Genomic DNA, 23,454 nt, shown 5'->3' on the forward strand with positions numbered 1-23,454 from the left:
AAAAATGGAAATTAAAACTGATTTAATGTTAGATGCAAAAGGCCTCGCTTGCCCGATGCCAATCGTAAAAACTAAAAAAACAATGAAAGACCTTGAAGCAGGTCATGTATTAGAAATCCAAGCGACTGATCAAGGATCTAAAGCAGACTTGGCTGCATGGGCAAAAAGCTCAGGACATCAGTATTTAGGAACGATCGAAGAAGGAGACGTTCTAAAACACTATGTCAGAAAATCAAGCGATGAAGAAAGCCAGGAAAAGCAGCACCCGAATGTTGTAAGCAATGATGACTTGGAACAAGTCCGTTCCAATGAAGATACGATCATTGTAGATGTGCGTGAAGCAGCAGAATATACTTTCGAGCATATCCCTGAAGCCACCTCTATTCCTTTAGGAGAATTAGGTGACCGCGCAGAGGAAATTGACCGTAACAAAACAATTTACGTTGTATGCCGCACAGGAAACAGAAGTGATATGGCGGCTCAACAATTGACTGAAAAAGGCTTTGAGAACGTTTATAACGTGGTACCAGGCATGAGCGAATGGTCTGGTGAAACGAAATCTTTGAAGCAATAAAAAAATTTTAACAACCTGAATACCTGAGGGGGTAAATGAAATGTCAGTACAAGAAATGACAGTACAAGAAGTTGCGAAAAAAGTATTGAATAATGAGAAATTGTTTGTACTTGACGTCCGTACGGAAGATGCCTTCGAAGACTGGAAAATTGAAAGTGAAAGCTTCACTTACTTGAATGTTCCTTATTTCGATTTGCTTGATGGTGTCGAAGAAATTATGGATCAGCTTCCAAGTGACCAGGACATCCTTGTTGCCTGCGCGAAAGGTGGCTCATCTCAAATGGTCACTGAAATGCTTGAAGAAGCTGGTGTGAAAAATGCTTACTCCCTTGAAGGTGGGATGAAAGCATGGAGTGAACACCTTGAGCCTGTAAAGGTGAGTGACTTGGACAATGGTGGTGAGCTTTATCAATTCGTAAGAATCGGTAAAGGCTGCCTATCCTACATGGTCGTCTCTGATGGTGAAGCAGCTGTGATTGATGCAACTCGCATGACAGGTATCTACACGGATTTTGCAAACGAAAAAAACGCAAAGATCACTCATGTGTTTGATACTCACCTACACGCCGATCATATCTCCGGCGGTAAGAAGCTTGCTGAAGAATCTGGCGGAACTTACTGGCTTCCTCCAAAAGACGCGGGTGAAGTCACTTATGAATACCAGCCACTTCAAGATGGTGACCATGTATCCATCGGTGGAACGACAATTGACATCAATGCCCTATATTCACCAGGTCATACAATCGGATCCACTTCATTCGTAGTAGATAACCGATTCTTGATGTCAGGTGATATCCTGTTCATCGATTCCATCGGTCGTCCAGACCTTGCTGGCAAAGCGGAAGATTGGGTCATGGACTTGAGAGAAACCTTGTATTCACGCTATAAAGAGCTTTCAGATGAACTTATTGTTCTACCGGCCCACTTTATGATTATGAATGAGTTGAATGAAGATGGAACGGTAGCTGAAAAATTAGGTGTCCTATTTGAGAAAAACCATGGTCTGAACATCGAAGATCAAGATGAATTCAGGAAGATGGTAACAGAAAACCTTCCACCTCAACCGAATGCTTATCAAGAAATCCGCGAGACAAACATGGGTAAGATTATACCGGATGAAGAGAAGCAGCGTGAGATGGAAGTCGGCCCAAACCGTTGTGCCGTACGCTAAATTTCTTTCAAAATGATTATCTTAAATAAATGAAATTCACAAAAACAATTTTACTGGAGGTATTTAATCATGAACGTAGCAAAAGTATTAGATGCAAAAGGATTGGCTTGCCCTATGCCGATCGTTAAGACTAAAAAAGCGATGAAAGACGTGGAAAGCGGAGAAATCCTTGAAATTCACACAACTGACCAAGGTGCTAAAAGCGACCTGACCGCATGGGCAAAATCAGGCGGACACGAACTGCTTAAACATGAAGAAGAAAACGAAGTATTAAAATTCTGGATTAAAAAAGCGTAAATAAAATTAAACAAAAGGGGACCTGCCACGGTTCCCTTCCTTTTTTAAAAGGAGGTTGAACGCAATGGAAATAGGATTTATGATCACCATATTCCTTATAGGGTTCGTTGGTTCGTATATATCTGGTATGCTCGGAATTGGCGGATCGATTATAAAATACCCGATGCTTTTATATATCCCGTCTCTCGTCGGTTTCACTGCATTCACCGCACATGAAGTCTCAGGAATCAGTGCTGTCCAGGTATTCTTTGCTACCATTGGTGGTGTATGGGCTTATAGAAAAGGCGGATACTTGAATAAGCCCCTGATTCTTTATATGGGCGTAAGTATTTTGATCGGAAGCTTCATAGGAGGATATGGATCAAGATTCATGCCTGAAAGTGGGATCAATATTGTTTACGGGATATTAGCGCTGATCGCTACCGTGATGATGTTTATCCCTAAAAAAGGGTTAGATGACCAAGCACTTGATGAAGTACGATTCAACCGTGGTGTCGCTGCCTCTCTTGCGTTGATTGTAGGTATCGGTGCAGGAATCGTCGGTGCAGCAGGAGCTTTCCTACTTGTTCCTATCATGCTTGTTGTATTAAAAATCCCGACACGGATGACAATAGCATCCTCTCTTGCGATTACCATGATTTCTTCCATTGGAGCTACTGTAGGTAAAGTGACGACCGGCCAAGTCGAATATTTCCCTGCAGCAATTATGGTTGTGGCCAGTTTGATCGCTGCACCGCTAGGCGCAAAAGCTGGTAAGAAAGTAAATACGAAGGTTCTCCAAACGATCTTAGCCATACTGATACTTGGTACGACCATAAAAGTATGGGCAGATATTTTCTAAATTGCATCTTTAAGAGTCACGATTGAATATCGTGACTCTTTTCTGTGGATTTAAGCCTCCTCCCTTTTTTAATGGCAGCTGTCCTTAAATAAAAGTTCTGTTCAAGTCTGTTGTTGATATATTAATCGATTTCTTATTAGTCCACCCGTCAGTGATTGTGGTTTTGATCCGATCGTTTCCCTGTGTATGGGAGTGAAGGGAACAACGGTCCGCTTTCCGCGAGGACGCTTAAGTCGCCTCAAATTTCGTCCACCGGGAATCTGCCTGTTTCCCCTTCTTACCCATTCATAGTTGATTTAATAAAAGGACATGTTTTAAAGATTCATGGCCTTTCCGGCCCATCTATCTATAATAAGCGGTCTAGGGAATGGCGAGAGAGACCCCCTGTGGGATCAAGGTACATCGTCAGCCACCGTATGAAGAAGAGGCTCACGGTACCCCATGGAAACAGCTGAGACGTACTCACATGTAAAATAACAACACCAAACAATAACAGAGCCAAATAAAAAAGCTGCCGTACTCGATACGGCAGCTAAATCAATTCACTTATGAATCTTTTGTATTCTCCTCCGGAGTGACCATTTCTGTTTCTTTTAAATAGCGTAACAAGTCACCATAGATAACAGAATCGGAAACATTCAGTTCTTCCTCTGCTGCTTCAAAACCTGGAGCACAGTCCTCGGAAGGTACTTCCTCACCTGTTTCACGATCATAGCAAACCCCTTGAATACCTACATAGTTCTCATTGGCAAAATCTCCATCACGGGTAACCATCAATTGACGTCGGTTTTCCGCTAATAAATCCTGCCCGAATTGTACAGGGTTGGAGTCCTCAATCCCTAACAAATTAGTAAGGGTAGGACGCAGGTCGATTTGTCCACCGACCGTATGGTTCTTTTCTGCTTTGATACCTTTACCATATATAAGCATAGGGACGCGTTGTAACTGGAATTGTTCATAATCGTTTATTTCTTTACCCAGGTACTCACCCATTGCTTCCTGATGATTTTCTGAAATACCAAAGTGATCACCATATATGACTAGAATGGTATCATCATATAATTCGGATTGCTTGAATTCTTCAACGAACTGTTTTAGAGCTTCATCTTGATATCGTATTGTTTGGAAGTAGCGGTTCAAGGTACCACTGGAAGTTTCCCCTTCTTCAATGAGCTTTTTATCTTCCGGTAAAGAGAATGGATAGTGGTTCGTTAAAGTAATCATCTTAGAGTAGAACGGCTTCTCCATATCTTTCATTTTATTTAAAGAATCTGCAAAGAAATGTTCATCCAAGTAACCCCATCCGTGGGATTTTTCCTCGGTAATCTCATAATCCTCTTTGGAATAAAACTCATCGTACCCTAATGAATCATACATGACATTTCTGTTCCAGAATGTTTTATCATTCGCGTGCATGACATTGGTGAAATAACCATTTTCTTTTAATAAGCTTGGGAACGCTTCATAATCATTCCCTGAATGAGTAAAGAACACAGCACCACGATTCAACGGGTACATGGAGTTGGCTAGTAAGAATTCTGAATCAGACGTTCGACCTTGCTTTACCTGATGGTAAAAGTTATCGAAATAAATACCTTTTTCCTTCAAATCATTAAAATAAGGAGTTAACTCTTCGCCGTGTAAGGTATTATCGACAACAAAGGTTTGAGTACTTTCAAGTGAAAGAGCAATTACGTTCTTACCTTCGGCCACGCCTTCAAGACGATCACTATCTTCCTTCTTGTTCTCGTTCATATAGTTGATGACTGGTACGAGTTCGTTACTGTCTGCAAGAGTTTTCTTCATTTCTGTCTTACCTTGTAGAACAGCATCATAGACGTGATAGTTGATCAAGCCGATATACTTCACCAGCATATTTCTATCAAATGTTCTTTCCAGAAGATCTGTACGCTCTGTTTCTGCCCATTGCAGGTTTACAATAAACAATGGAACAGCGAGAAGAGCCAACAGAAAACCCTCACGGCGCTTTGGCATGAATTGTGTCAGACGATCTGACTTTAAATAAAACAAAAGAACGGCAGCTATGACTACATCGACAAATAATAATATGTCCGTCGTTTCAAGAATCGTTTTTATACTGCCTCCCATGCCAGCCAAGTTTGCGACCTGGCTCAGCATCGGTATAGTGATAAAGTCATTGTATTCACGATAAAAAAGGACATTCACATATAAAAGAACGGATCCAAGAATATAAGAAACAAACATTCCTTTACGACCGCCCAGCAAAATACCTAAACCAAAAATTAAGAAAATGCTGCTTAATGGGTTGAATGCAAGTATGGATGCTTCATTGGCATTCTCTACATTCAAGGAAAAAATATTGCTTTGTATATATGACATTTTAATCCAGAATATACCGATAATAATGGCATAAACCGTTAACTTCAATGCATTGTTTTTATTAAAGTATTTATTTTTAGTAAACATTGTAAAACCTCCGTTAATTTTACATTACCCAATTCTACCGCATATTCGGCTATTTTTGTACCAGATTTTCATAGTTTTAAAAATCTGACATATTCGTAATAGAATTATCAAGGTTTCGTAAAGGAAAAATGAAACATTGGGACTAGGTGACTTTGGATTTACACATAACCCCACTGCAATAGTGCCATATACAAATTATGTTTCAGCCTGCTTATGTATTAACTTTCCACTACATTTTCTTCTACTTTACCTTTTTCATGTGGCGTTAAACTTATTTTACGAAATTAATTTTATAATAGAATCAAACCAACAAGATTACACAATCCAGACCCAATACTTGTAAATAATAAACATTTAATATCATTTTTTGTAATTTTATGTCTATTAATATCAAAACGGCACTTTTTTGTTATATATAATGTACGGTAAGTACCAGAACGGTTACAATAAACCTAGGTTCTGACCGGAAATAATAGTGGAGGTGTTTGAAATTAACCGTCAAAAACTCACCTTGATAGGCTTTTTTATCATCTTTTTTATATCGGGGTGTGATCTTTCTATTACAGATCATGCAAAAGATCCTGGCAAACTACACGCATCATCGAGTGTTAATGTAAAAGATAAAAAACAAAGGCATTTTAATAAGGAAATAACCATTTCAGCCATTGGGGACATCCTGATTCACAGTCGGGTATATCGGGATGCCAAAACAGAAGATGGCTATGAATTCTTTCCAATGATGGACGAAGTTCAATCCCAGTTGAGCTCTTCGACAATTACAATAGCCAACCAGGAAACTATGATTGGCGGGGTTGAATTAGGTTTATCAGGGTATCCACAATTCAATTCTCCTACTTCTATTGGTGATACGCTGAAAGAGTTGGGCGTCGATGTTGTAACACTGGCTAACAACCACACCTTGGACCGTGGCTTAGAAGCAATAGATCGATCTATAAAGTATTGGGATAAGATAGGAATGAAACATACAGGAGCTTATACCAATAAAGAAGCAAGTGAAAAAATACTTACTTACCATACAGAAGAAGGAATTTCAGTGGCTATACTCAGTTATACATACGGAACAAATGGCATCCCATCTCCTGATGGAAAAAACTATGTCGTAAACAGAATCAACTATCAAAAGATGGCCTCAGATATAGAAAAAGCAAAAAAACAAGCCGACAGCGTCTTGCTCAATCTTCATGCAGGTAAAGAATACCAGCCCTACCCAAGTGATTATCAAAAGCAATTAGCAAGATTTGGGGCTGACCACGGTGTTGATGCTGTAATCGGACACCACCCTCATGTATTACAGCCATTAGAATGGGTAGAAGGTAAAAATGGCAACAATACACTTGTAATCTATTCCCTGGGAAATTTCTTCTCTGGTCAAAATCCCTTTCAGACCCGAATAGGGGGTATCCTCACATTCTCCCTTAAAACGACAAATGACGATGCAGACCCTATCGTAGCAGCGAACCCTACATTTGAAATAACATTCGTGAAATCAGATGGCGAGCATAGGTATGAAGTCGTGCCTATGCATAAGATCAGTCGACTTAGCCAAGAATATGAAAATAAGAAAAAACACCTTTCTCAATGGATGCCCGACCTACAATTTGTTGAATAAAAAAAGGACATGACAACTTCCAGTCATGTCCTTTTAACATTAATTGTAATGAAATACGTTCAACAGCTCATACTAATGGGAGGAGGTGTTGAAAAACATGCAGCCCTATCTTTGTCCGAACTGCAAAACAAACCGATCCCGTTTCAATCTTATTGAACAGAAGTCGAGATCAGTAAAAATCAACCCTGATTCTGGAGAAATTATTAAGGAGTATTCGCTTGATCAAATGGACCCTTTTCATATGCCTTATAAAGGTCCTTCTATAAAAATTCAATGTGGATCTTGCGGCCTCGTAGAAGATGAAAAGACATTCGCTGCTTTTGCAGCCAATAACAAGCTGAAATGATCCTCAAATCATAGAATCACCATAAAAAATGACTGAATCCCTCGATTTTAATGTTGGGAATCAGTCATTTATTCATGCTGGAAAAGAAGTCACCAAGAGGATCATCATCTGTTTCTTCGGAAGAGGATTCTTCTACCTGGGTATTCAAGTCCTCTTGTAAATGGTCAAGGCTGAGATCATCAAGGTCATCATCATTCCCCTGAAAATCACCTTCATCCTCTATAGAAAAGGTTGGAATTTCTGCTTTTGGATCATTGGGCTCTTCTCTTAATGTCGCAGCCATTTCTTCTTCCTGTAAATAGAGAGCTTCATCAATATCGTAGGCATTGCTGTTTAAAGAAGCTAATAATGTTGTTGCACGCATCGGGTCCATCATCAGCTGATATAATATGCTTCCTATCAATGCTTCTGAATGCTCATGCTTGATCCAATTTCGTTGTTCTTTAGTCAATGGCTTTGGAAGGGGGATGGTAACTGTTTCTTTGTCTTTAGAAATCGTTTCATTGACACCATCTAACACATATTGTGCAATTTTGCTTGAGAAATTGCGTCGTTCTTTTTCCTTCAACTGGGATAGCTGCCTTAATATATGATCTGGAGTGTCCGAGGGGACACGAAATGTAATCGATTGACCCCTCTCAACACTTCTTTTTGACTGATTACTCATATCATCACCTTATTTAGATGAACCTGACTTTTGTTCTTGCTTCTTATTATCTTTCACTTCTTCTTTAGAGTTCTTACGTACGAAATCAGATATCAGCTTGTAATAAGCATTTGCCATCATCCATATGCTTTCATTTTCATCCTCAAAGAATTCGATATTAAAACCATCAAGCTTATTATTTAATGTTTTCATGTAATCTTTTAGAACCGCAGATCCTCCACCTACAAAGTAGCAAATCTCAGATTGAGAATTTTTCTGCCATACATTTCTTAGGTAGCGATATTGTTTTTTAGCAAGTTCTAACAATATACGATCGGTAATATCATGGACATTCGTCCGGCTCCCTTTCACCATAATATGGTGGCGGTCATTTTTTCGAGTAATGATATCCACTACATCTCTACGGCTGTCAAGCTCTACGCCATGCTTCGTAAGAATTTCATCCCTGATTGCTTCTAATGATTCAGATACACCTAAATTGAAACCTTGCGCTTTATCATCGTCAACATTACGGTTTCGAATGACCGCAATATCCGTTGAAAGACCTCCGATATCTTGGATAAGAATCTGTTTATCAATCAATTCTTTATTGATTATATTCAAATCATTATCCATGACCAAGTTCACATATGCTGCGAAGCCTTCAGGATACACTTTTACTTCATCAAATTTAAGGTTCACTTTCATACCCTGATATTGAGGGGTTACTAAAAACTCAACTTGGTGTACAGATCCCAATAGCTGAGAGCGATACCCTACATCTTTACCTTCTTTAACTTCGCGTAGAGGTAAACCTGTACCCAATGTATAATTAGCTTCTACAACATTATTCTTAGAGGACTTTGCATCCTTGCCTGATACAGCATCGAGAGCTAATGAAGCAAACAACATAACCAAAGTTTGATCTTCCTCTGATTTATAGCTCCCTGGATCTAGTTCAGTGGAGTTTGTTGCTTTTGCTGCCAAATTACCCACACGGTAAATCGCATTGTTTTCTCTAAGAGCTGGGGAATGCACTCGAATATGTAAATTATCGAGTGGGTCTTTTTCATCTAAATCTTCGATACCGATTACAGGTCTATCTTCCATGTCTCTTGCTATGACATTCGGAATATATAATGAAGATTCTAACTTTCCAAAATTAGCCTTAACCGCATCATTACCAACATCAACAGCTGCAATTCTTGAATTTGTCATAAAACAGCTCTCCTTTTTATTGTTTGCTAGATTTTGCCTCTACCTATCTTAAATCTATAAAACTATTGCCCAATAGTCAATGGAACTTTTTATGCATGCAAAAATGCATACAAGCATACATAATTGCACACATCAACACTCAAAGTGCACACAAGCATACATTATTGCACACATGCCTATATAACAACTTGCATACACTTTTGTATACATGCAAGCATAATTGAATACATTCTGTGTTCATTTTGTTTACACGTATACATCTTTGTATACAAATAAAAAACAAATGAAACCTGGTGATATTACACACAAAAACACGGACTTAGTTTTAGTGAATATCATATCTCCGACCTAATTAAAAAGTGTTCCTTATTATATAAGGAACACTTGAAAATCATGAGTTAGTAAACACACTGAACAACTCTTCTAATTTGTTAGTCAGGGATAAAGTTAACAGCCCATTACCCTCTGCCGTTTTTGAATATCCGAGTGGAGTGGTTCGTTTGATTAATTGAGAAAATATCTCTGCTTCCGACATTTTTCTTTGGAATTGCGATTCAACCATTGGAATAAGTAAAGCGAGCGCTCCTGAAATATGAGGGGTGGCCATAGAAGTACCAGACAGTTTGGCATACTTCCCTTCTAAATAAGTAGAGAGAACTTTAACTCCTGGGGCAACGAGATCAATTTGATCATTCGTGTTCGTGAAATCTGCTAACTTTCTATTATGGTCAACAGCACCTACTTGAATCACTTCATTATAGGCCCCTGGATAAGCAAATTCAGCAGTATTAGATTTACCATCCCCTTCATTGCCAGCCGCACACACAATGGAGATTCCTTTTTCTACAGCCTTTGTTATAGCAGTATGAAGTTCTTCACTATCCTCTGGACCACCTAAGGACATGGAGATTACTCTTACCTTTTCTCCTTTTGGGCCCTCCCATTCTATTGCGTGCTCAATCGCTTGTATTATCCCTTTATAATCACCATTTCCTTCACCAGTAAGAACTTTTAAAATAAGTAGACTAGATAAAGGAGCTACACCTACAACACCTTTATTATTCTTAATAGCACTAATGGTTCCTGCTACATGTGTGCCGTGCCCATTATTATCTTCATAAATATCCGGATCACCATTGTAATCTTTTGTAAAGTTCTTTCCTCCTATGATTCTTCCTTCCAAGTCAGGATGATCCGTCTGGCAGCCGGTATCGAGAATAGCTACCACACTCCCCTCCCCTCTTCCTGACTCCTTCCACACCTCTTCAGCTTCAATCATTTGCACACCTCTAGGAATCTCAACGGAAGTTTCTAGCACTTCTTCAGTTTTGTAAGGTATCAACTTTACTTGATTCATTATTAACCTCCTTTTTTTACCGAACTGCCATCATAGTTTAACGTAACTGGCAGCCTATCTAATTCATATACCACAAATATCCATATTTAATCTATATTTTACCAACCACGGAACTAGAAAAGCCACATATAAAAGCCCGAAAGGCTTCTATATGTGGCTTATTAGTCATTATTTTAACCGTCTTTCACTTCTTTTTATGGAAGGAAACGACGTGGATCTACAGAATTTGAACGACTTGGATTCCAAGAACCAATGTGAATTTCAAAGTGTAAATGCTGTCCAGTAGAGTTTCCTGTGTTACCCATATTCCCTAAGAATTGCCCTCTTGAAACGGATTGTCCAGCCGATACCGCCGGAGTACTACGCATATGGGCATAAACTGTTGTGTAAGTCTGACCATTGATACGGTGGCTCAAGAATACAACGTTTCCATAACTTGAGGAGTAGTAAGAACGGATGACAGTACCATCAGCTGCAGCACGAATCGGTACCGTACCAGCTTTAGCCAAGTCGATTCCTGAGTGTAACCGTCCCCAACGCTGTCCATAATGAGACGATGCATATCCGGCTGAAGGCCAAGAGAACATAGCATTGCTCGATGGAGCTGGTTCAGGATCTGGTTCTGAGCTTGTATTGGAAGATTTCTTCTCTGCAGCTTTTCTAGCTGCTTCTTTTCTAGCCGCTTCTTCAGCTGCTCTTCTCTGACGTTCTTTTTCACGTTCAATTTCTTTTTGAATAGCAGCTTCCTGCGCAGCAAGTGTTTCATTAGCTTCTTCTAAATCAATAATATGATTATGAAGCTCTTCTTCTTCTCTTTTCAGAGACTTCATCAATTTGTTCTTTTCAGACTTTTTACCGTCTAAATCTGCCTTTAATGATTCTAATTGATTCAATTTCTCTTCAAGTGAAGCCAGCTGTTCTTCAACCTGAGCCTTCTTTTCTTCAACTGCAATTTTATCCAGTCTGTGCTGCTCGAGAATCGCTTTATCCTGCTCTGCAATCGTGTTCAGACTCATAACGCGCTCCAAGAAGTTTCCGAAGCTCTCTGCGCCCATGAGTACATCTAAGTAATCAATGGCTCCACCATTTTGGTACATAGACTTCACACGGTCTTTCAATAATTCGTCACGTTCAGCTATACGCTTTTCTAATTCATCGATTTCTTTTTTTAATTTTTCGATGTTCTTTCTTGTTGTTTCAATTTCGCTTTCTTTCGTGTCGATTTTATCAGTCGTTTCCATAATCTGCTTATCTAAGCGTTCAATTTCACGATTCAATTGATTTTGTTCTTCTTTAACCTCAGCAATCTCTTGTTCAGTTTCATTCTGCTTTTCTTCGTTTGCAGATTGTTTGTTTCTATTTTCCTCTAATTTATCATTCAATGATTCTGCGATCGCTGGGCTCGTAAATAGTCCGGATAATCCAAGGCTGACGGTCATGGCAACTACTAAAAACTTAAACTTCAATCCTTCTTCCTCCCCCAAAACTATTTAATTGTCTATCTAGACTTTCAAGTATTTGCGTATTGATGTAAAACTTCCCCATAAACCTATGGTCATTCCCATTAACACTAGTAATCCTGAGACTTTCAGTACGAAAGGATATACAGGCAGTAAGTCGATAAATAAGGTTGGGTACCTTGTCGTAATCGTCGTATAAAGATAATCATAACCGAAAACGACGAGACCAATTGGTATCAATGCTCCTAAAATTCCGATGAGCACCCCTTCTACAAGGAATGGCCAGCGAATGAACCAGTTGGTGGCACCAACCATCTTCATGATTTCAATTTCTTTACGACGCGCAACAATCGTAATTCGGATCGTATTTGCTATCAGGAACATTGCAGTGAATAACAGTCCTCCTATAATCGCAAATCCGATATTCCGCGCCATATCCATAACATTGAAAAGTCGTTCAACCGTTTCTTTGGCATACTCTACTTTATCAACATTTTTGAAATCCTCAATAGACTTTGCAACTTCTATTGTGTCTTGTGGATCAGATGTTTTAACGACGAATACGTCATTCAATGGATTTTCATCTTTGAGAGATTCAAAAACTTCTCCATCGTCCCCAAGACTATCAATCAATCGATTCAACCCTTCCTCTTTTGATTGAAATTCGACAGTTGAGACCTTCGATATATCTTCTATTTTTTCTCTTAGATCAGCTTGTCCTTGTTCATCTGCAGTCAGCTCAATGAACACCCGAACTTCAACGTCTTCTTCAATTTGAGTTCCGATATCATTCAGGTTCATGAGCAAGGTGGCAAACACCCCGACCAATAGCAAAGTCACAGTAACGGCAGAAATTGAAGCCAGTGACATCCAACGGTTTCTTGTCAGGTTCTTAACGCCCTCTTTACCATGACGGCCAAATGTTTTAAGCTTCATGGCTGCCGTCACCTCTTCTATTGCCTAGAACACCATTACTTCCGTGCACATGAATAATGACATCTTCTGATGTCATTCTAAGGTGTCTTTTATTTAACAAATTAAATCACTTCCTACTAAACACTCATTTTGTCAATCTATGTTGAAAAATATATGTAGTCTTTGTCGTCTGATGTAATTGCCTCTTAATTATAACAAATAAATTCGCTAAATAAAGACAATTTATTATTACATTTCTATTTCATTATTTTACACCTAAGTGACAGGTGACATTTATTAATGAAGGACATCAAAGAAAGGTCGTTGTCCCATGCTCTACTCCTTGATAAATACGAGGTTGTAATCGAAATCAACAAAACGATCTCTCCACAAAGAAAGATAGATTTGAACCCATTGATATTTTCGTGTATATACAAATGTAAATCGGCGAAAATAGTGTTTTAATCAACTCAATTCATAAACAATGATGTAAGGTTTCAAAAGAAAAAAGACAATTCTTGTCGAATTGTCTTTTTCCTTATATCTAATGATTTAGTTATTGATTTTTTAATATTTTTAGTTCCCTTTTCAAACGCAGGTTTTCTTTACGAACAGAGTCGATATGATCAATATTCTCTTGGACGGGCATCAAATTTATCTCATACCAAGCTTTACTCTGAGCGTCGTTCACCTCTGTCGTTTTTTTCACTTTGGCGGAAGGATAAAGCTCGCGTAATGCATCAAGTTCCCCTTTAGATAATCTTAACTCCCTGTAGTAAACACCTTCACTAAAAGATTCATTCAGGAATTTCTTGAATTCTTTCTCACTCATATCTCAATCCCCTTTACATGTGATTGTGTTCCTGAGGACTTAAGACTTCTGATAAACGGTTTCTTTCACTACCACTTCTGCTACGACTTCCATTGGATCAATCAACGGAGTAGGGAGGTGATAAGGGCGTAGGACCAGACCGATTTCAGTACAACCTGATATAATTAATTCAGCTCCGTTATCCAGCAATTCCTGGGCGGCTTCTTTCAATAATTGCAAAGGTTCTCCATCGGTATTACCACTTTTGATCCCATTTGTCCCATAAATCGCCCGCATTACCTTATCGTTTTGAGTTTCCGGGCTTGGATATAAGACGTCTAAATGATCCAGGTACTTTTCGAAAAGACCTGTTTCCAAAGTTCCACTAGTAGCCAGAACTCCGATTTTTTTAGCGCTTGGATAATTATCACTTATATATTTTTTTAATTCCAGAAAGGCATTTAGCAGTGGAAAAGAAACTTCCCTTTGAACTTGCTCAATAAAGTAATGAGCAGTCATGCATGGAATACACGCTACTTCAACTTCTAACTTTTCCAGATTTTTTGCCGCATCCACCATTTGAGGGACGGGATTTGGCCCTCTCCCTGCAATTGCTTCTGTCCGGTCTGGGATTTTTGCATTGCTGTCAATGATTACACGGAAGTGTTCCTGGTCCTTTGTTGCATGAGTAGCTCGAATGATTTTCATATAACATTCAGCTGTTGCCTCCGGTCCCATTCCACCTAATATACCTATAACCTTGTCATTCATATAATGCCTCCTTACGAACGACTGTATTGTGGTCTGTGATGTTTACAAGATTCCTGCTACTCTGTTCTTCAGAGGCTTGAATAATTTTTCTTCATCCATCTCAGGACGCTTTTCACTTAGCTGTTCTAATGCAATTTTCGCTCCTGGGTCCATGCCCTGACAACCAGCTAATAAGACTACATCGTCTTTTTCAGCTTCTGAAATGGCATGGTTGATTGCATCATCGATTTTTCTATACAAGTGAACTTTTATTCCTGCCTTATCCATCACATCTTGGAATACACGCAATTCTTCTTCAGTCACTTTATCTTTCTCTGAGACATGGGGTTCACTCAAGGTTGCAATGACTTCCCTCAACCCTAAAGTTTCAGCCCACTCAGCAATTGCTTCTGCATTCTCGCGGTTGACCGTGACTCCACGACTTCCTCTTATAGCATAAACAAGTTTCAAATTGGAGTATTCCATTTGTTGCAGCGTACTTAAAGTTACATTGATGTTTCCATAATTAGCGAAGTGATCATCAAGTATTTTGAAGTCATCTTCAAACACCATTTCGAAACGGCGCTCTACACCACCAAATGCTTTCAACCCTTTCTGAATTGTCGAAACCGGGACTTCATTCAATAATCCTGCCGCAATAGCAGCCATTGAATTGTATACAGAATGGTACCCTGGTGTTGACAGCTCAACATCGAACTCCATCGGTTCATATGAGGTGTCACCAACCTTAAACGGCTTCCTTACTTCCACCGTAAATTTGGCGCGTCCAGAAGAAAGGTCAAGATCCTTACATACTAAGTCGCCGTCCCTCGTTTCTACACTGTAAGTTAATACATTAGCTTCGGTTTCTTCTACAAGGGAAGCAGAATATGGATCATCTAAGTTCAATATCGCCCATTTACCAGGACCAGCCTCCCTGATGAGGCTTGCTTTACAATTGAAATACTCTTCAAAAGAACCGTGTAAATCGATATGTTCCCGACTAATATTATTTAACGCGACGATATCAAAATCTACACTGCCGACCCGGCTTAAATCTAATGCTGATGATGACACTTCCATTGTAACGTGGGAAACATTCTGCTCTCTCATTTGTGCAAAATAGTGGTGCAGATCCAATGATTCGGGAGTTGTCAATTTTGTAGGTTCTGAATAGTCTCCGAACTTCACAACGACTGTGCCGATAAGACCTGTGTTCAACCCATGTTCCTCAAGAATCGCATTGGTCATAAACGAAGTGGAAGTTTTACCATTTGTTGCTGTTATTCCGATCGTCTTTAACGCTTGAGACGGATGACCATAATAGGCATCACTCATTGCCGCTAATGCCTTACGACTATCTTCCACACGAAACTGAGGGATATCCTGCCAGTCTTCTTGATAATCCTCTACAACAAGGGCAGAAGCACCTTTAGATACAGCTTCTAAAATATACGCATGCCCGTCGGTTTTAAAACCTTTTATACATACAAAAACATTTCCTTTTTCTACTGACTTGGAATTATAAGCAAGACCTGTAACTTCTAGATCTTTTTCATTCCAAGACTCCAACACATTAACGGATTTTAGCAAGTCGTAAAGTTTAGCCATTCTATCTACCTTCCTACTCTATTGATAACTTGTCCAACATTGGACCAGACGTATATTCATACTTAATACTTTTCGTATCACTTTAATTTTTTGTAACGGTCTACGCTGAGGTATTCCCCGCTTCCACCTATGATTAAACCGTCAACTCCGCTTTATAACCTTACCTTTAACTAAACCGAACATTTTTTTACCGAATGCCATAGCAGGTTTAGGGTCTTTAGGATCCCATATCGCTGGAGCTTTTGGACGGAAATAGGAGGTGATTACTTGTTTGATGGATAACTGACCTGTTTTGATGTATTCCCTGACAGCTAACAGATCCTCATAGGCATACCAGAACACCATGTTCTTATCTTCTTCGACAGCCTTCGGATCAAGTGGTTCTCCGATAAGCTCACGGTAAGTGATCCATGGAATATTGATTCCGGTCTTGTATAATAAATGGTTCAAGTTCGTAATCCTGACATTGATTTCAATCAAGTAGTAACGCCCTGTTTGAGCATCCTTCTTAAATTCAATTTCTGCAAAACCTTTGTATCCAATTCCTTCAAGAAATTTCGCTCCAAGCTCATACAACTCCGGCACATGCTTTTGTTGAGTATATACGGAAGCCCCGTAATTGATAGGGAACTGACGGAGCTTTTGGCAGGTAACCCAATGGGTAACCTTCGAATCCTGATTCAAATACGCATCGAACGTATACATGTGGTCATCAAATCCAGGAATGATTCTCTGAACGATGACTTCGATATTGGACTCTTTCGCCAAATTAACTTTTTCAACCAATTCTTCTTTATTGTAAACCTTGAATAATTTTCTTCTAAATTTAGAAACAAAGGCAGGGGAATCAACCGGTTTTACTAAACACGGATAGTCCATCATCTCTTCAACTTTTTCAACAAAGTTTTCCTGGTAAACATTCACGGTTTCAGGTACAGCCACTCCATGTTGAGAAGCTAACGTGTGAAGTGTACCCTTATCCATAATCTTTGTATAAAGTCCCTGCTCTTTTTGTGGAATGAGAAAATGCTCTCGTAATTCAGGTAGATAGTCATCCACAAATTCGACATATGGGTCAGCTGTCGGGATCAGCACCGGAGTATGATCCTGTCTTTTTGAATAATCAATCAAAAATGATAAAAGTCCTTCAGGATCCTCTTTATAATGTGGTCCTATCAATGCTTCCGAGCAGTACTTCGACTCTAATCCATAAGCACCATCCCAGGAATAATCCACGGCTGCCACGTGTACATCGTGTACACCTAAACAGCGGATCGTGCTTAAACCGATATAATAATTCGCACCTAGAACAACCGCTTTGTTTTTCATTCATATACCCCTTTTTCAACGAGTCACTTTCAATGTCTTATACTCATTTTTCCGAAACTACTTAAACATACCTATTTTATCATAATCTTAACTGTAAAAAAATGATGACGCCCCGTCTTCCATTTGATGATACCAATAATTAAGGTGACCTTCCTGTGATGGAAGGTCACCTTAATGTCAATAATGGTTGGGTCTTGAGAATTCCATTTCTGGTGTAAATTCAGGTTTTGAAGATTTATATTCAACTTTCTTCAACCTTGTCACCAATTTATCTATAGAATAGAGGGCCAAAAACGTAATCAAAACAGTCAGTGATAACATGAATAAAGATGTAACCATGTCTCTTGTTTCCCCTTCTTTTTATATTGGAATAAATATCATAAAATCCTTTTATATAGTATCAAATTTTAGCGTGATGTAAAATAATATTCTTATTTCTTTCAAATACTTAAAAATAATAAAAATAGCGAATCAATCCTCCAAAAAATGATTTTTTTATAAGTTCTTATGCAACAAATGGGGCGCTGCAATAGAAAGAAATAAAAAAACGCGCTTCTCTTCGAAGCGCGGAACCTGACTACTGCTTACCCAGTTTTTCATAATAATCGCAAACCGTTTCTATGCCTTTTCTGAAGTTTTCAAGATGGAAATGTTCATTAGGCGCATGAAGGTTTTCCGATGGCAGACCAAACCCCATCAAGACTACCGGTGATTTCAATACACGTGCAAACACCTCTACTATTGGAATGGAACCTCCTTCTTTAGGAAACAGAGGCCGGGTTCCATACACCTTTTCATATGCCTCTGCAGCTGTTTGAATCATAGGGTCCTGTGAATCCAGTGATACGGGGCTGGCTTGAATGTACTTTATCAGTTCTGCTTTGGCTCCAGTCGGGCATTGTTTTGTTACATAATCCGTTAATAATTCATAAATTTTTTCTGGATCTTGGTCACCCACCAATCGGCAGCTGATTTTAGCACTTGCCTCACAGGGAACAATCGTTTTCAGTCCTTCCCCCTGAAACCCTCCTGTAACTCCGTTGATTTCCAGTGTGGGACGCACCCCTACTCGTTCTTGGAACGTAAATCCTTCTTCACCAAATAAAGCATCCAACCCTAATTCTTGTTTGATCCGCTCTTCATCAAAAGGAACTTCAGCCACTTCTTTCTTTAATTTTTCCGTTGGCTCAGGTACTCCTTCATAAAAACCTTCAACAGCTACTTTACCGCTTGAATCATGCAGTGAATTTAGAATTGTTACTAAGGCGTGTACGGAATTAGGGACAGCCCCCCCATAAGTTCCAGAATGTAAGTCTGTATTGGCGGTTTTCACTGTGAGCTCCATAGCCAGAGCTCCCCGCAATGACGTGCAAATAGCAGGCTGTCCTTTGTCAATAAAGGAAGTATCACTGACGACCACTGCATCTGCATGCAACTTCTCTTCATTTTCGTTAATATATGGAGGCAGATGAGGGCTGGCCACCTCTTCTTCTCCTTCAATGCATAACTTCACATTTATCGGGAGCTCTCCATATTCTTCAAACAACATTTCAAGTGCTTTTATGTGAATAAATAGCTGCCCTTTATCATCTGTAGCTCCTCTGGCATAGATCTTATCGTCTTTAATGACCGGTTCGAAGGGAGGGGTTTCCCATAAGTCAACTGGGTCTTCAGGTTGAACATCGTAATGTCCATAGATCAATACAGTCGGTTTACCTTCTGCATGAAGCCAGTCTCCATATACAATTGGATGCCCATCAGTCTGAATCACTTCTACATGCTCCAAACCGATCCGCTGCAATGATTGTGCCGTCCACCGTGCTGCCTCTTGAACATCCTGTTTGTGCTCTGACTTGGAAGAAATGCTGGGAATGGATAAGAAATCTTTCAACTCTTCTAAAAACCTTTGATTATGTAAATCACTGACTCGTTTCACAATTATTCCTCCTTTATTCATATTATAAGCGACCCGCCACATACATAACAGCAGATAAGAAAGTAAAAAACTCACCATAGAGGTGAGTTTTTTAAGGGATTATAATAGAGAAATAATAAAACCGATGACGACGACCAAACCAATAATCATTAAAATTGTACGAATCATTTGACCACCTTCTTTTCGTTTATTTATTACTCCATTCCTTACAATCTATACAATGAAACAGGTTTTCTTCGTTTTATAACAAAATGCCCAACAAATTAACCTTACACCAGGTTGCGATTCCAGTGTCTATGAGCTTCAACAGCTTTAGTAAAGGTGCTTATAAATGTGTCGGCATCATCTTCGGCAACCACCCCTTCATGGTTTAGTACATCACCTTTTTCAAGGAAAGATACACCTTGGTGGGTAGCACCTATAGGTTTATAATGTTTAAAAGCTTCATGGATATAATATTCAGTACTCTGAGTGAAAGCTTTATCATGGGATTTTCCTCCGATGATATAGACAGCATCGAAAAGGACTGGGTCAGCTGTCGTAAATGTATGGTCTATTTTCAATTCAACCCCATCTGACCCACTCAATACACCTTGTTTGTTACTGATAATAGAAGTTTTCAATCCTTTGTCTGCCAGACCATCAAGAACTTTCTCAACTTCCTCGCCATTAAACCCTTCACCCATAACCACTGCAACTTGTCTTGTTTCTGCTTTGAAGTTCGTATTCGCCTGGCTTAATGCAGGAGAGGCTTTAGAGGTGGTCGACCCTCCACTGACTGGTGGTTTAACTCCAATATTCTCAGCGAACCCTTGAGCAAGCTCAAGACTTACATTTGAAAACATCTCCACCACCTGCTCTCTTACTGACTCACTTTCAACTTTACCAAGCTCAAAGCTGAAGGCCTGGATCAAATGGTCTTTCTCATGCGCACTCATACTGTTCCAGAATAAAGCCGCTTGAGAGAAATGGTCTTTGAAGCTTTCACTACGCGCCCTCACTTTGCGCCCTTCTACTTTTTCATGGTAATGTTCATATCCTCCCTCTTCCGGTGAGGCTGTTTCGGGAGTATTATTTGCAAGAGAATTGTTATGGTAACTGACCTGCCCCTGATTGATCGTATGGCGGCCATAGCCGTCCCGCTGATTATTGTGAAAAGGACAGACAGGCTTATTTATCGGTAGCTCGTGAAAATTAGGACCCCCAAGCCGGATCAGCTGTGTATCTGTATAAGAGAATAAGCGTCCTTGTAGAAGCGGATCATTCGAAAAATCAATACCTGGAACTACATGACCCGGATGAAAAGCGACCTGTTCGTTTTCTGCAAATACGTTATCTACATTCCGGTTCAATGTCATTTTCCCTACAATTTCAACCGGAACATCTTCTTCAGGCCAGAGCTTGGTCGGGTCTAAAATATCGAAGTCGAATTTGTCTTCATCCGCTTCAGCAATAACTTGAATACCTAATTCGTACTCAGGAAAGTCCCCATCTTCTATTGAGTTGTATAAGTCCCCCCGATGGAAATCAGGGTTTTTTCCGGAAATTTTCTGGGCTTCATCCCAAACCAGTGAGTGAGCACCCAGCACCGGTTTCCAATGAAACTTGACGAAATGAGACTTTCCTTCGGCATTCACAAGTCGGAACGTATGTACACCGAATCCCTCCATCATACGGAAGCTTCTCGGAATAGCGCGATCTGACATCGTCCACATCACCATATGGGCAGACTCCTGATTGTTCGCTACAAAATCCCAAAACGTGTCATGAGCAGAAGCTCCCTGTGGCATACCGTTATGCGGCTCAGGTTTGACTGCATGAACTAGATCTGGGAACTTAATCGCATCTTGGATAAAGAATACAGGAATGTTGTTTCCGACTAAGTCATAATTCCCCTCATCCGTATAAAATTTAGTCGCAAATCCACGGGCATCTCTTACTGTTTCTGCAGAACCTTTGGATCCTGCAACTGTAGAAAACCTTACGAAGACAGGCGTAGTCTTCGAGGTATCATTTAAAAAGTCAGCTTTTGTATAGTTCTCCAGTGATTTGTACAACTCAAATTCTCCGTGCGCAGAAAAACCACGAGCATGAACGACTCGTTCAGGAATACGTTCATGATCGAAATGTGTCATTTTCTCACGGAAATGAAAATCTTCCATTAGTGTCGGTCCACGTTCACCGGCTTTAAGAGAAAACTCATCTTCCGACATCTTCAGGCCCTGGTTCGTCGTTAAATGCTTTCCCCGGTCATCGACTCTGCTTTCATCAAGTTGTTCGTTCTTCTTAGAATTGTTGACGTTATGTTTACTCAACAAGAGTTCCTCCCCTTCAAAAAATTCCATTTATTTCATCTTTTACGTCTTCCCTCACCTGCTTATCGTTAAACTATTTGAGACTTTATGATAATAAACCTCTACTTCGTATACTTAAGTAGGACGGCCTGTTGTGGCGGGCAGTTATAGATGGCTTTGGATAGAAGCATTCTTTATGAAGTAGTAAGATTGGACTTCAAGTGAATTGAAATTGAACATGAAAAAACCCAGAGTAGAGACTCTGAGTTTTTTAAAATCTTTCCATATGAATATTGTCTTACTTTTCTACTACGATTGAAGATATTTCGATTAAGGCAGTTGAGTGCTTCCCATCATATATCGATCCACTTCACGGGCAGCTTCACGTCCTTCATTAATCGCCCAAACGATCAAGCTCTGCCCTCTTCTCATATCTCCTGCAGCGAATACTCCGTCGATATTCGTTTTGTACTTTCCATATTGAGCAGCTACATTTGTTCGTACTGTCGTTTCTACTCCAAGCTTATCAATCAAGTCTTGTTCAGGTCCGCTGAAACCAATAGCCAGTAACACCAAATCCGCAGGCCATACTTTTTCTGTTCCAGGAATTTCTGTTCTCACTTTATTGCCTTCATCATCATAAGAAAGAGCGACATTGATGGTATGAACTTCTTTAATACGTCCATTTTCATCCCCGACGAACTTTTTAGTCATGACAGCATATGCTCTTGGGTCATCGCCGAATAAAGCTTCTGCTTCTTTTTGTCCATACTCCACACGGTGAATCATTGGATACTGCGGCCAAGGGTTTTCTTCATTGTCCCGCACTGATCCTTTTTTATCGTATATATCAAATTGAGTGAGGCTCTTGCACCCATGTCGAAGAGAAGTTGAAATACAATCGGTACCTGTATCTCCACCACCGATAACGATGACATCTTTTCCTTTTGCACTGATATAGTTTCCATCTGCATGATCGGAATCAAGCAGACTTTTTGTATTTGCATGCAGGAAATCCATAGCATAATGGATACCCTTCAGATTACGCCCATCAACCTCAAGGTTCCTGGGAGTGGTAGCTCCTCCACAAAGAACGACGGAGTCGTACTCTTCCCGAAGTCTGGAAACAGGGTAATCTCTCCCTACTTCTGTATTCGTGAAGAAATGAATGCCTTCTTCTTCTAAGATATTTACTCTGCGTTCGACTACCGAATAAGGTAATTTCATTTCAGGAATGCCGTATGTCAACAAACCACCAACACGGTCATTTCGCTCATACACAGTCACCCAATGTCCTGCCTTATTCAGTTGAGCAGCTGCAGCCAAGCCTGCTGGCCCAGATCCGACAACGGCCACTTTTTTACCCGTTCTCTTCTCTGGAGGCTCCGGTTTCACCCATCCTTCATCGAAGCCTTTTTCTATAATCGAACGTTCTACTGATCGAATAGCTACTGGTGGTTCATTGATCCCCAGCACACATGCACCTTCACAAGGTGCCGGGCAGGCAAACCCGGTGAACTCAGGAAAGTTGTTCATTTCATGCTCTTTCTCAAGTGCTTCTTTCCATTGACCACGGTAGACTAAATCGTTCCATTCTGGAATCAAATGATAAACAGGGCACCCCGTAGTGATTCCATTGATCTCCATTCCGGAGTGACATGTAGGAACGCCACAATCCATGCACCGCGCCCCTTGTTTCTGCACTTCTTCGTCTGACATAGGTAGTGTATAGTCGTCCCAGTCTTTCGTACGTGTTGCAGGATCACGTTCAGGTATCGATTGGCGTTCGTATTCCTTGAATCCTGTCGACTTTCCCATAA

General features: G+C 40.0%; 20 protein-coding genes. 6 read left to right on the top strand and 14 right to left on the bottom strand.

The annotated features are described in order from the left end of the window. Positions 1–4: 4 nt before the first annotated feature. The 4 genes from LCL89_RS12100 to LCL89_RS12115 all read left to right on the top strand — a co-directional run bounded on the left by LCL89_RS12100 (position 5) and on the right by LCL89_RS12115 (position 2,883). A complete protein-coding gene (locus LCL89_RS12100; protein ID WP_224810320.1) occupies positions 5–574 on the top strand; it encodes a sulfurtransferase TusA family protein in 570 nt (189 codons plus the stop codon). Between the two features lie 40 nt (positions 575–614). Beyond that, positions 615–1,745: an MBL fold metallo-hydrolase gene (locus LCL89_RS12105; protein ID WP_224810321.1), complete on the top strand. Its 1,131-nt coding sequence runs from the start codon at positions 615–617 to the stop codon at positions 1,743–1,745. A gap of 69 nt (positions 1,746–1,814) precedes the next feature. Continuing rightward, positions 1,815–2,042, top strand: coding sequence for a sulfurtransferase TusA family protein (locus LCL89_RS12110; RefSeq protein WP_224810322.1), 228 nt, complete (start codon positions 1,815–1,817; stop codon positions 2,040–2,042). Positions 2,043–2,106: 64 nt separating this feature from the next. Further along, the gene (locus LCL89_RS12115) at positions 2,107–2,883 is read left to right on the top strand and encodes a sulfite exporter TauE/SafE family protein (RefSeq protein WP_224810323.1); all 777 of its coding nucleotides are present in this window, start codon (positions 2,107–2,109) and stop codon (positions 2,881–2,883) included. A gap of 546 nt (positions 2,884–3,429) precedes the next feature. On the opposite strand, the gene LCL89_RS12120 is transcribed toward LCL89_RS12115, so the two are convergent. Next, a complete protein-coding gene (locus LCL89_RS12120) occupies positions 3,430–5,331 on the bottom strand; it encodes an LTA synthase family protein (protein WP_224810324.1) in 1,902 nt (633 codons plus the stop codon). 481 nt (positions 5,332–5,812) lie between these two features. On the opposite strand from LCL89_RS12120, the gene LCL89_RS12125 reads away from it, so the two are divergent. Together LCL89_RS12125 and LCL89_RS12130 are read left to right on the top strand one after the other, a co-directional pair. Beyond that, positions 5,813–6,961: a CapA family protein gene (locus LCL89_RS12125; protein ID WP_224810325.1), complete on the top strand. Its 1,149-nt coding sequence runs from the start codon at positions 5,813–5,815 to the stop codon at positions 6,959–6,961. 97 nt (positions 6,962–7,058) lie between these two features. Further along, positions 7,059–7,307, top strand: coding sequence for a DNA alkylation repair protein (locus tag LCL89_RS12130; RefSeq protein WP_224810326.1), 249 nt, complete (start codon positions 7,059–7,061; stop codon positions 7,305–7,307). 64 nt (positions 7,308–7,371) lie between these two features. Here the strand turns inward: LCL89_RS12130 and LCL89_RS12135 are convergent, their stop codons facing one another. From LCL89_RS12135 to LCL89_RS12195, 13 genes are all read right to left on the bottom strand, one after another. Then, positions 7,372–7,974, bottom strand: a complete 603-nt coding sequence (locus LCL89_RS12135) for a hypothetical protein (protein ID WP_224810327.1) — start codon at positions 7,972–7,974, stop codon at positions 7,372–7,374. Between the two features lie 9 nt (positions 7,975–7,983). After that, on the bottom strand, positions 7,984–9,171 hold the full coding sequence (locus LCL89_RS12140; RefSeq protein WP_197316978.1) for a ParM/StbA family protein: 1,188 nt from the start codon (positions 9,169–9,171) through the stop codon (positions 7,984–7,986). A 391-nt stretch (positions 9,172–9,562) separates the two neighbouring features. Next, the gene (locus LCL89_RS12145) at positions 9,563–10,528 is read right to left on the bottom strand and encodes a S8 family peptidase (RefSeq protein WP_224810328.1); all 966 of its coding nucleotides are present in this window, start codon (positions 10,526–10,528) and stop codon (positions 9,563–9,565) included. 194 nt (positions 10,529–10,722) lie between these two features. Then, positions 10,723–11,994 (bottom strand): murein hydrolase activator EnvC family protein, encoded by a 1,272-nt coding sequence (locus LCL89_RS12150; protein WP_224810329.1) that lies wholly within the window; start codon positions 11,992–11,994, stop codon positions 10,723–10,725. 36 nt (positions 11,995–12,030) lie between these two features. Then, complete coding sequence (gene ftsX, locus LCL89_RS12155) at positions 12,031–12,924, bottom strand: permease-like cell division protein FtsX (protein WP_224810330.1); 894 nt, start codon at positions 12,922–12,924, stop codon at positions 12,031–12,033. Between the two features lie 535 nt (positions 12,925–13,459). Then, on the bottom strand, positions 13,460–13,735 hold the full coding sequence (locus LCL89_RS12160) for a hypothetical protein (protein ID WP_224810331.1): 276 nt from the start codon (positions 13,733–13,735) through the stop codon (positions 13,460–13,462). A 39-nt stretch (positions 13,736–13,774) separates the two neighbouring features. Then, positions 13,775–14,485 (bottom strand): cysteate racemase, encoded by a 711-nt coding sequence (locus LCL89_RS12165; RefSeq protein ID WP_224810332.1) that lies wholly within the window; start codon positions 14,483–14,485, stop codon positions 13,775–13,777. Between the two features lie 42 nt (positions 14,486–14,527). Next, complete coding sequence (locus LCL89_RS12170; protein ID WP_224810333.1) at positions 14,528–16,075, bottom strand: Mur ligase family protein; 1,548 nt, start codon at positions 16,073–16,075, stop codon at positions 14,528–14,530. A gap of 141 nt (positions 16,076–16,216) precedes the next feature. Then, positions 16,217–17,404, bottom strand: a complete 1,188-nt coding sequence (locus tag LCL89_RS12175) for a carboxylate--amine ligase (protein WP_224810334.1) — start codon at positions 17,402–17,404, stop codon at positions 16,217–16,219. A 177-nt stretch (positions 17,405–17,581) separates the two neighbouring features. Next, positions 17,582–17,725, bottom strand: coding sequence for a hypothetical protein (locus tag LCL89_RS12180; RefSeq protein ID WP_224810335.1), 144 nt, complete (start codon positions 17,723–17,725; stop codon positions 17,582–17,584). A gap of 256 nt (positions 17,726–17,981) precedes the next feature. Continuing rightward, complete coding sequence (locus LCL89_RS12185) at positions 17,982–19,340, bottom strand: dipeptidase (protein WP_224810336.1); 1,359 nt, start codon at positions 19,338–19,340, stop codon at positions 17,982–17,984. A 269-nt stretch (positions 19,341–19,609) separates the two neighbouring features. After that, complete coding sequence (locus LCL89_RS12190; RefSeq protein ID WP_404813429.1) at positions 19,610–21,685, bottom strand: catalase; 2,076 nt, start codon at positions 21,683–21,685, stop codon at positions 19,610–19,612. Between the two features lie 279 nt (positions 21,686–21,964). Then, positions 21,965–23,452, bottom strand: coding sequence for a glutamate synthase subunit beta (locus LCL89_RS12195; protein ID WP_224810338.1), 1,488 nt, complete (start codon positions 23,450–23,452; stop codon positions 21,965–21,967). Positions 23,453–23,454 lie beyond the last annotated feature (2 nt).

The organism is Halobacillus yeomjeoni (assembly GCF_020171525.1).
In the GTDB taxonomy this organism is placed as follows: Bacteria; Bacillota; Bacilli; order Bacillales; family Halobacillaceae; genus Halobacillus; species Halobacillus yeomjeoni.

Coding starts and splice junctions, on each gene's coding strand:
- LCL89_RS12195 (WP_224810338.1), bottom strand. CDS start 23,452: ATGGGAAAGTCGACAGGATTCAAGGAATACGAACGCCAATCGATACCT.
- LCL89_RS12115 (WP_224810323.1), top strand. CDS start 2,107: ATGGAAATAGGATTTATGATCACCATATTCCTTATAGGGTTCGTTGGT.
- LCL89_RS12100 (WP_224810320.1), top strand. CDS start 5: ATGGAAATTAAAACTGATTTAATGTTAGATGCAAAAGGCCTCGCTTGC.
- LCL89_RS12105 (WP_224810321.1), top strand. CDS start 615: ATGTCAGTACAAGAAATGACAGTACAAGAAGTTGCGAAAAAAGTATTG.
- LCL89_RS12130 (WP_224810326.1), top strand. CDS start 7,059: ATGCAGCCCTATCTTTGTCCGAACTGCAAAACAAACCGATCCCGTTTC.
- LCL89_RS12140 (WP_197316978.1), bottom strand. CDS start 9,171: ATGACAAATTCAAGAATTGCAGCTGTTGATGTTGGTAATGATGCGGTT.
- ftsX (WP_224810330.1), bottom strand. CDS start 12,924: ATGAAGCTTAAAACATTTGGCCGTCATGGTAAAGAGGGCGTTAAGAAC.
- LCL89_RS12165 (WP_224810332.1), bottom strand. CDS start 14,485: ATGAATGACAAGGTTATAGGTATATTAGGTGGAATGGGACCGGAGGCA.
- LCL89_RS12180 (WP_224810335.1), bottom strand. CDS start 17,725: ATGTTATCACTGACTGTTTTGATTACGTTTTTGGCCCTCTATTCTATA.
- LCL89_RS12170 (WP_224810333.1), bottom strand. CDS start 16,075: ATGGCTAAACTTTACGACTTGCTAAAATCCGTTAATGTGTTGGAGTCT.
- LCL89_RS12135 (WP_224810327.1), bottom strand. CDS start 7,974: ATGAGTAATCAGTCAAAAAGAAGTGTTGAGAGGGGTCAATCGATTACA.
- LCL89_RS12175 (WP_224810334.1), bottom strand. CDS start 17,404: ATGAAAAACAAAGCGGTTGTTCTAGGTGCGAATTATTATATCGGTTTA.
- LCL89_RS12160 (WP_224810331.1), bottom strand. CDS start 13,735: ATGAGTGAGAAAGAATTCAAGAAATTCCTGAATGAATCTTTTAGTGAA.
- LCL89_RS12110 (WP_224810322.1), top strand. CDS start 1,815: ATGAACGTAGCAAAAGTATTAGATGCAAAAGGATTGGCTTGCCCTATG.
- LCL89_RS12190 (WP_404813429.1), bottom strand. CDS start 21,685: ATGGAATTTTTTGAAGGGGAGGAACTCTTGTTGAGTAAACATAACGTC.
- LCL89_RS12120 (WP_224810324.1), bottom strand. CDS start 5,331: ATGTTTACTAAAAATAAATACTTTAATAAAAACAATGCATTGAAGTTA.
- LCL89_RS12145 (WP_224810328.1), bottom strand. CDS start 10,528: ATGAATCAAGTAAAGTTGATACCTTACAAAACTGAAGAAGTGCTAGAA.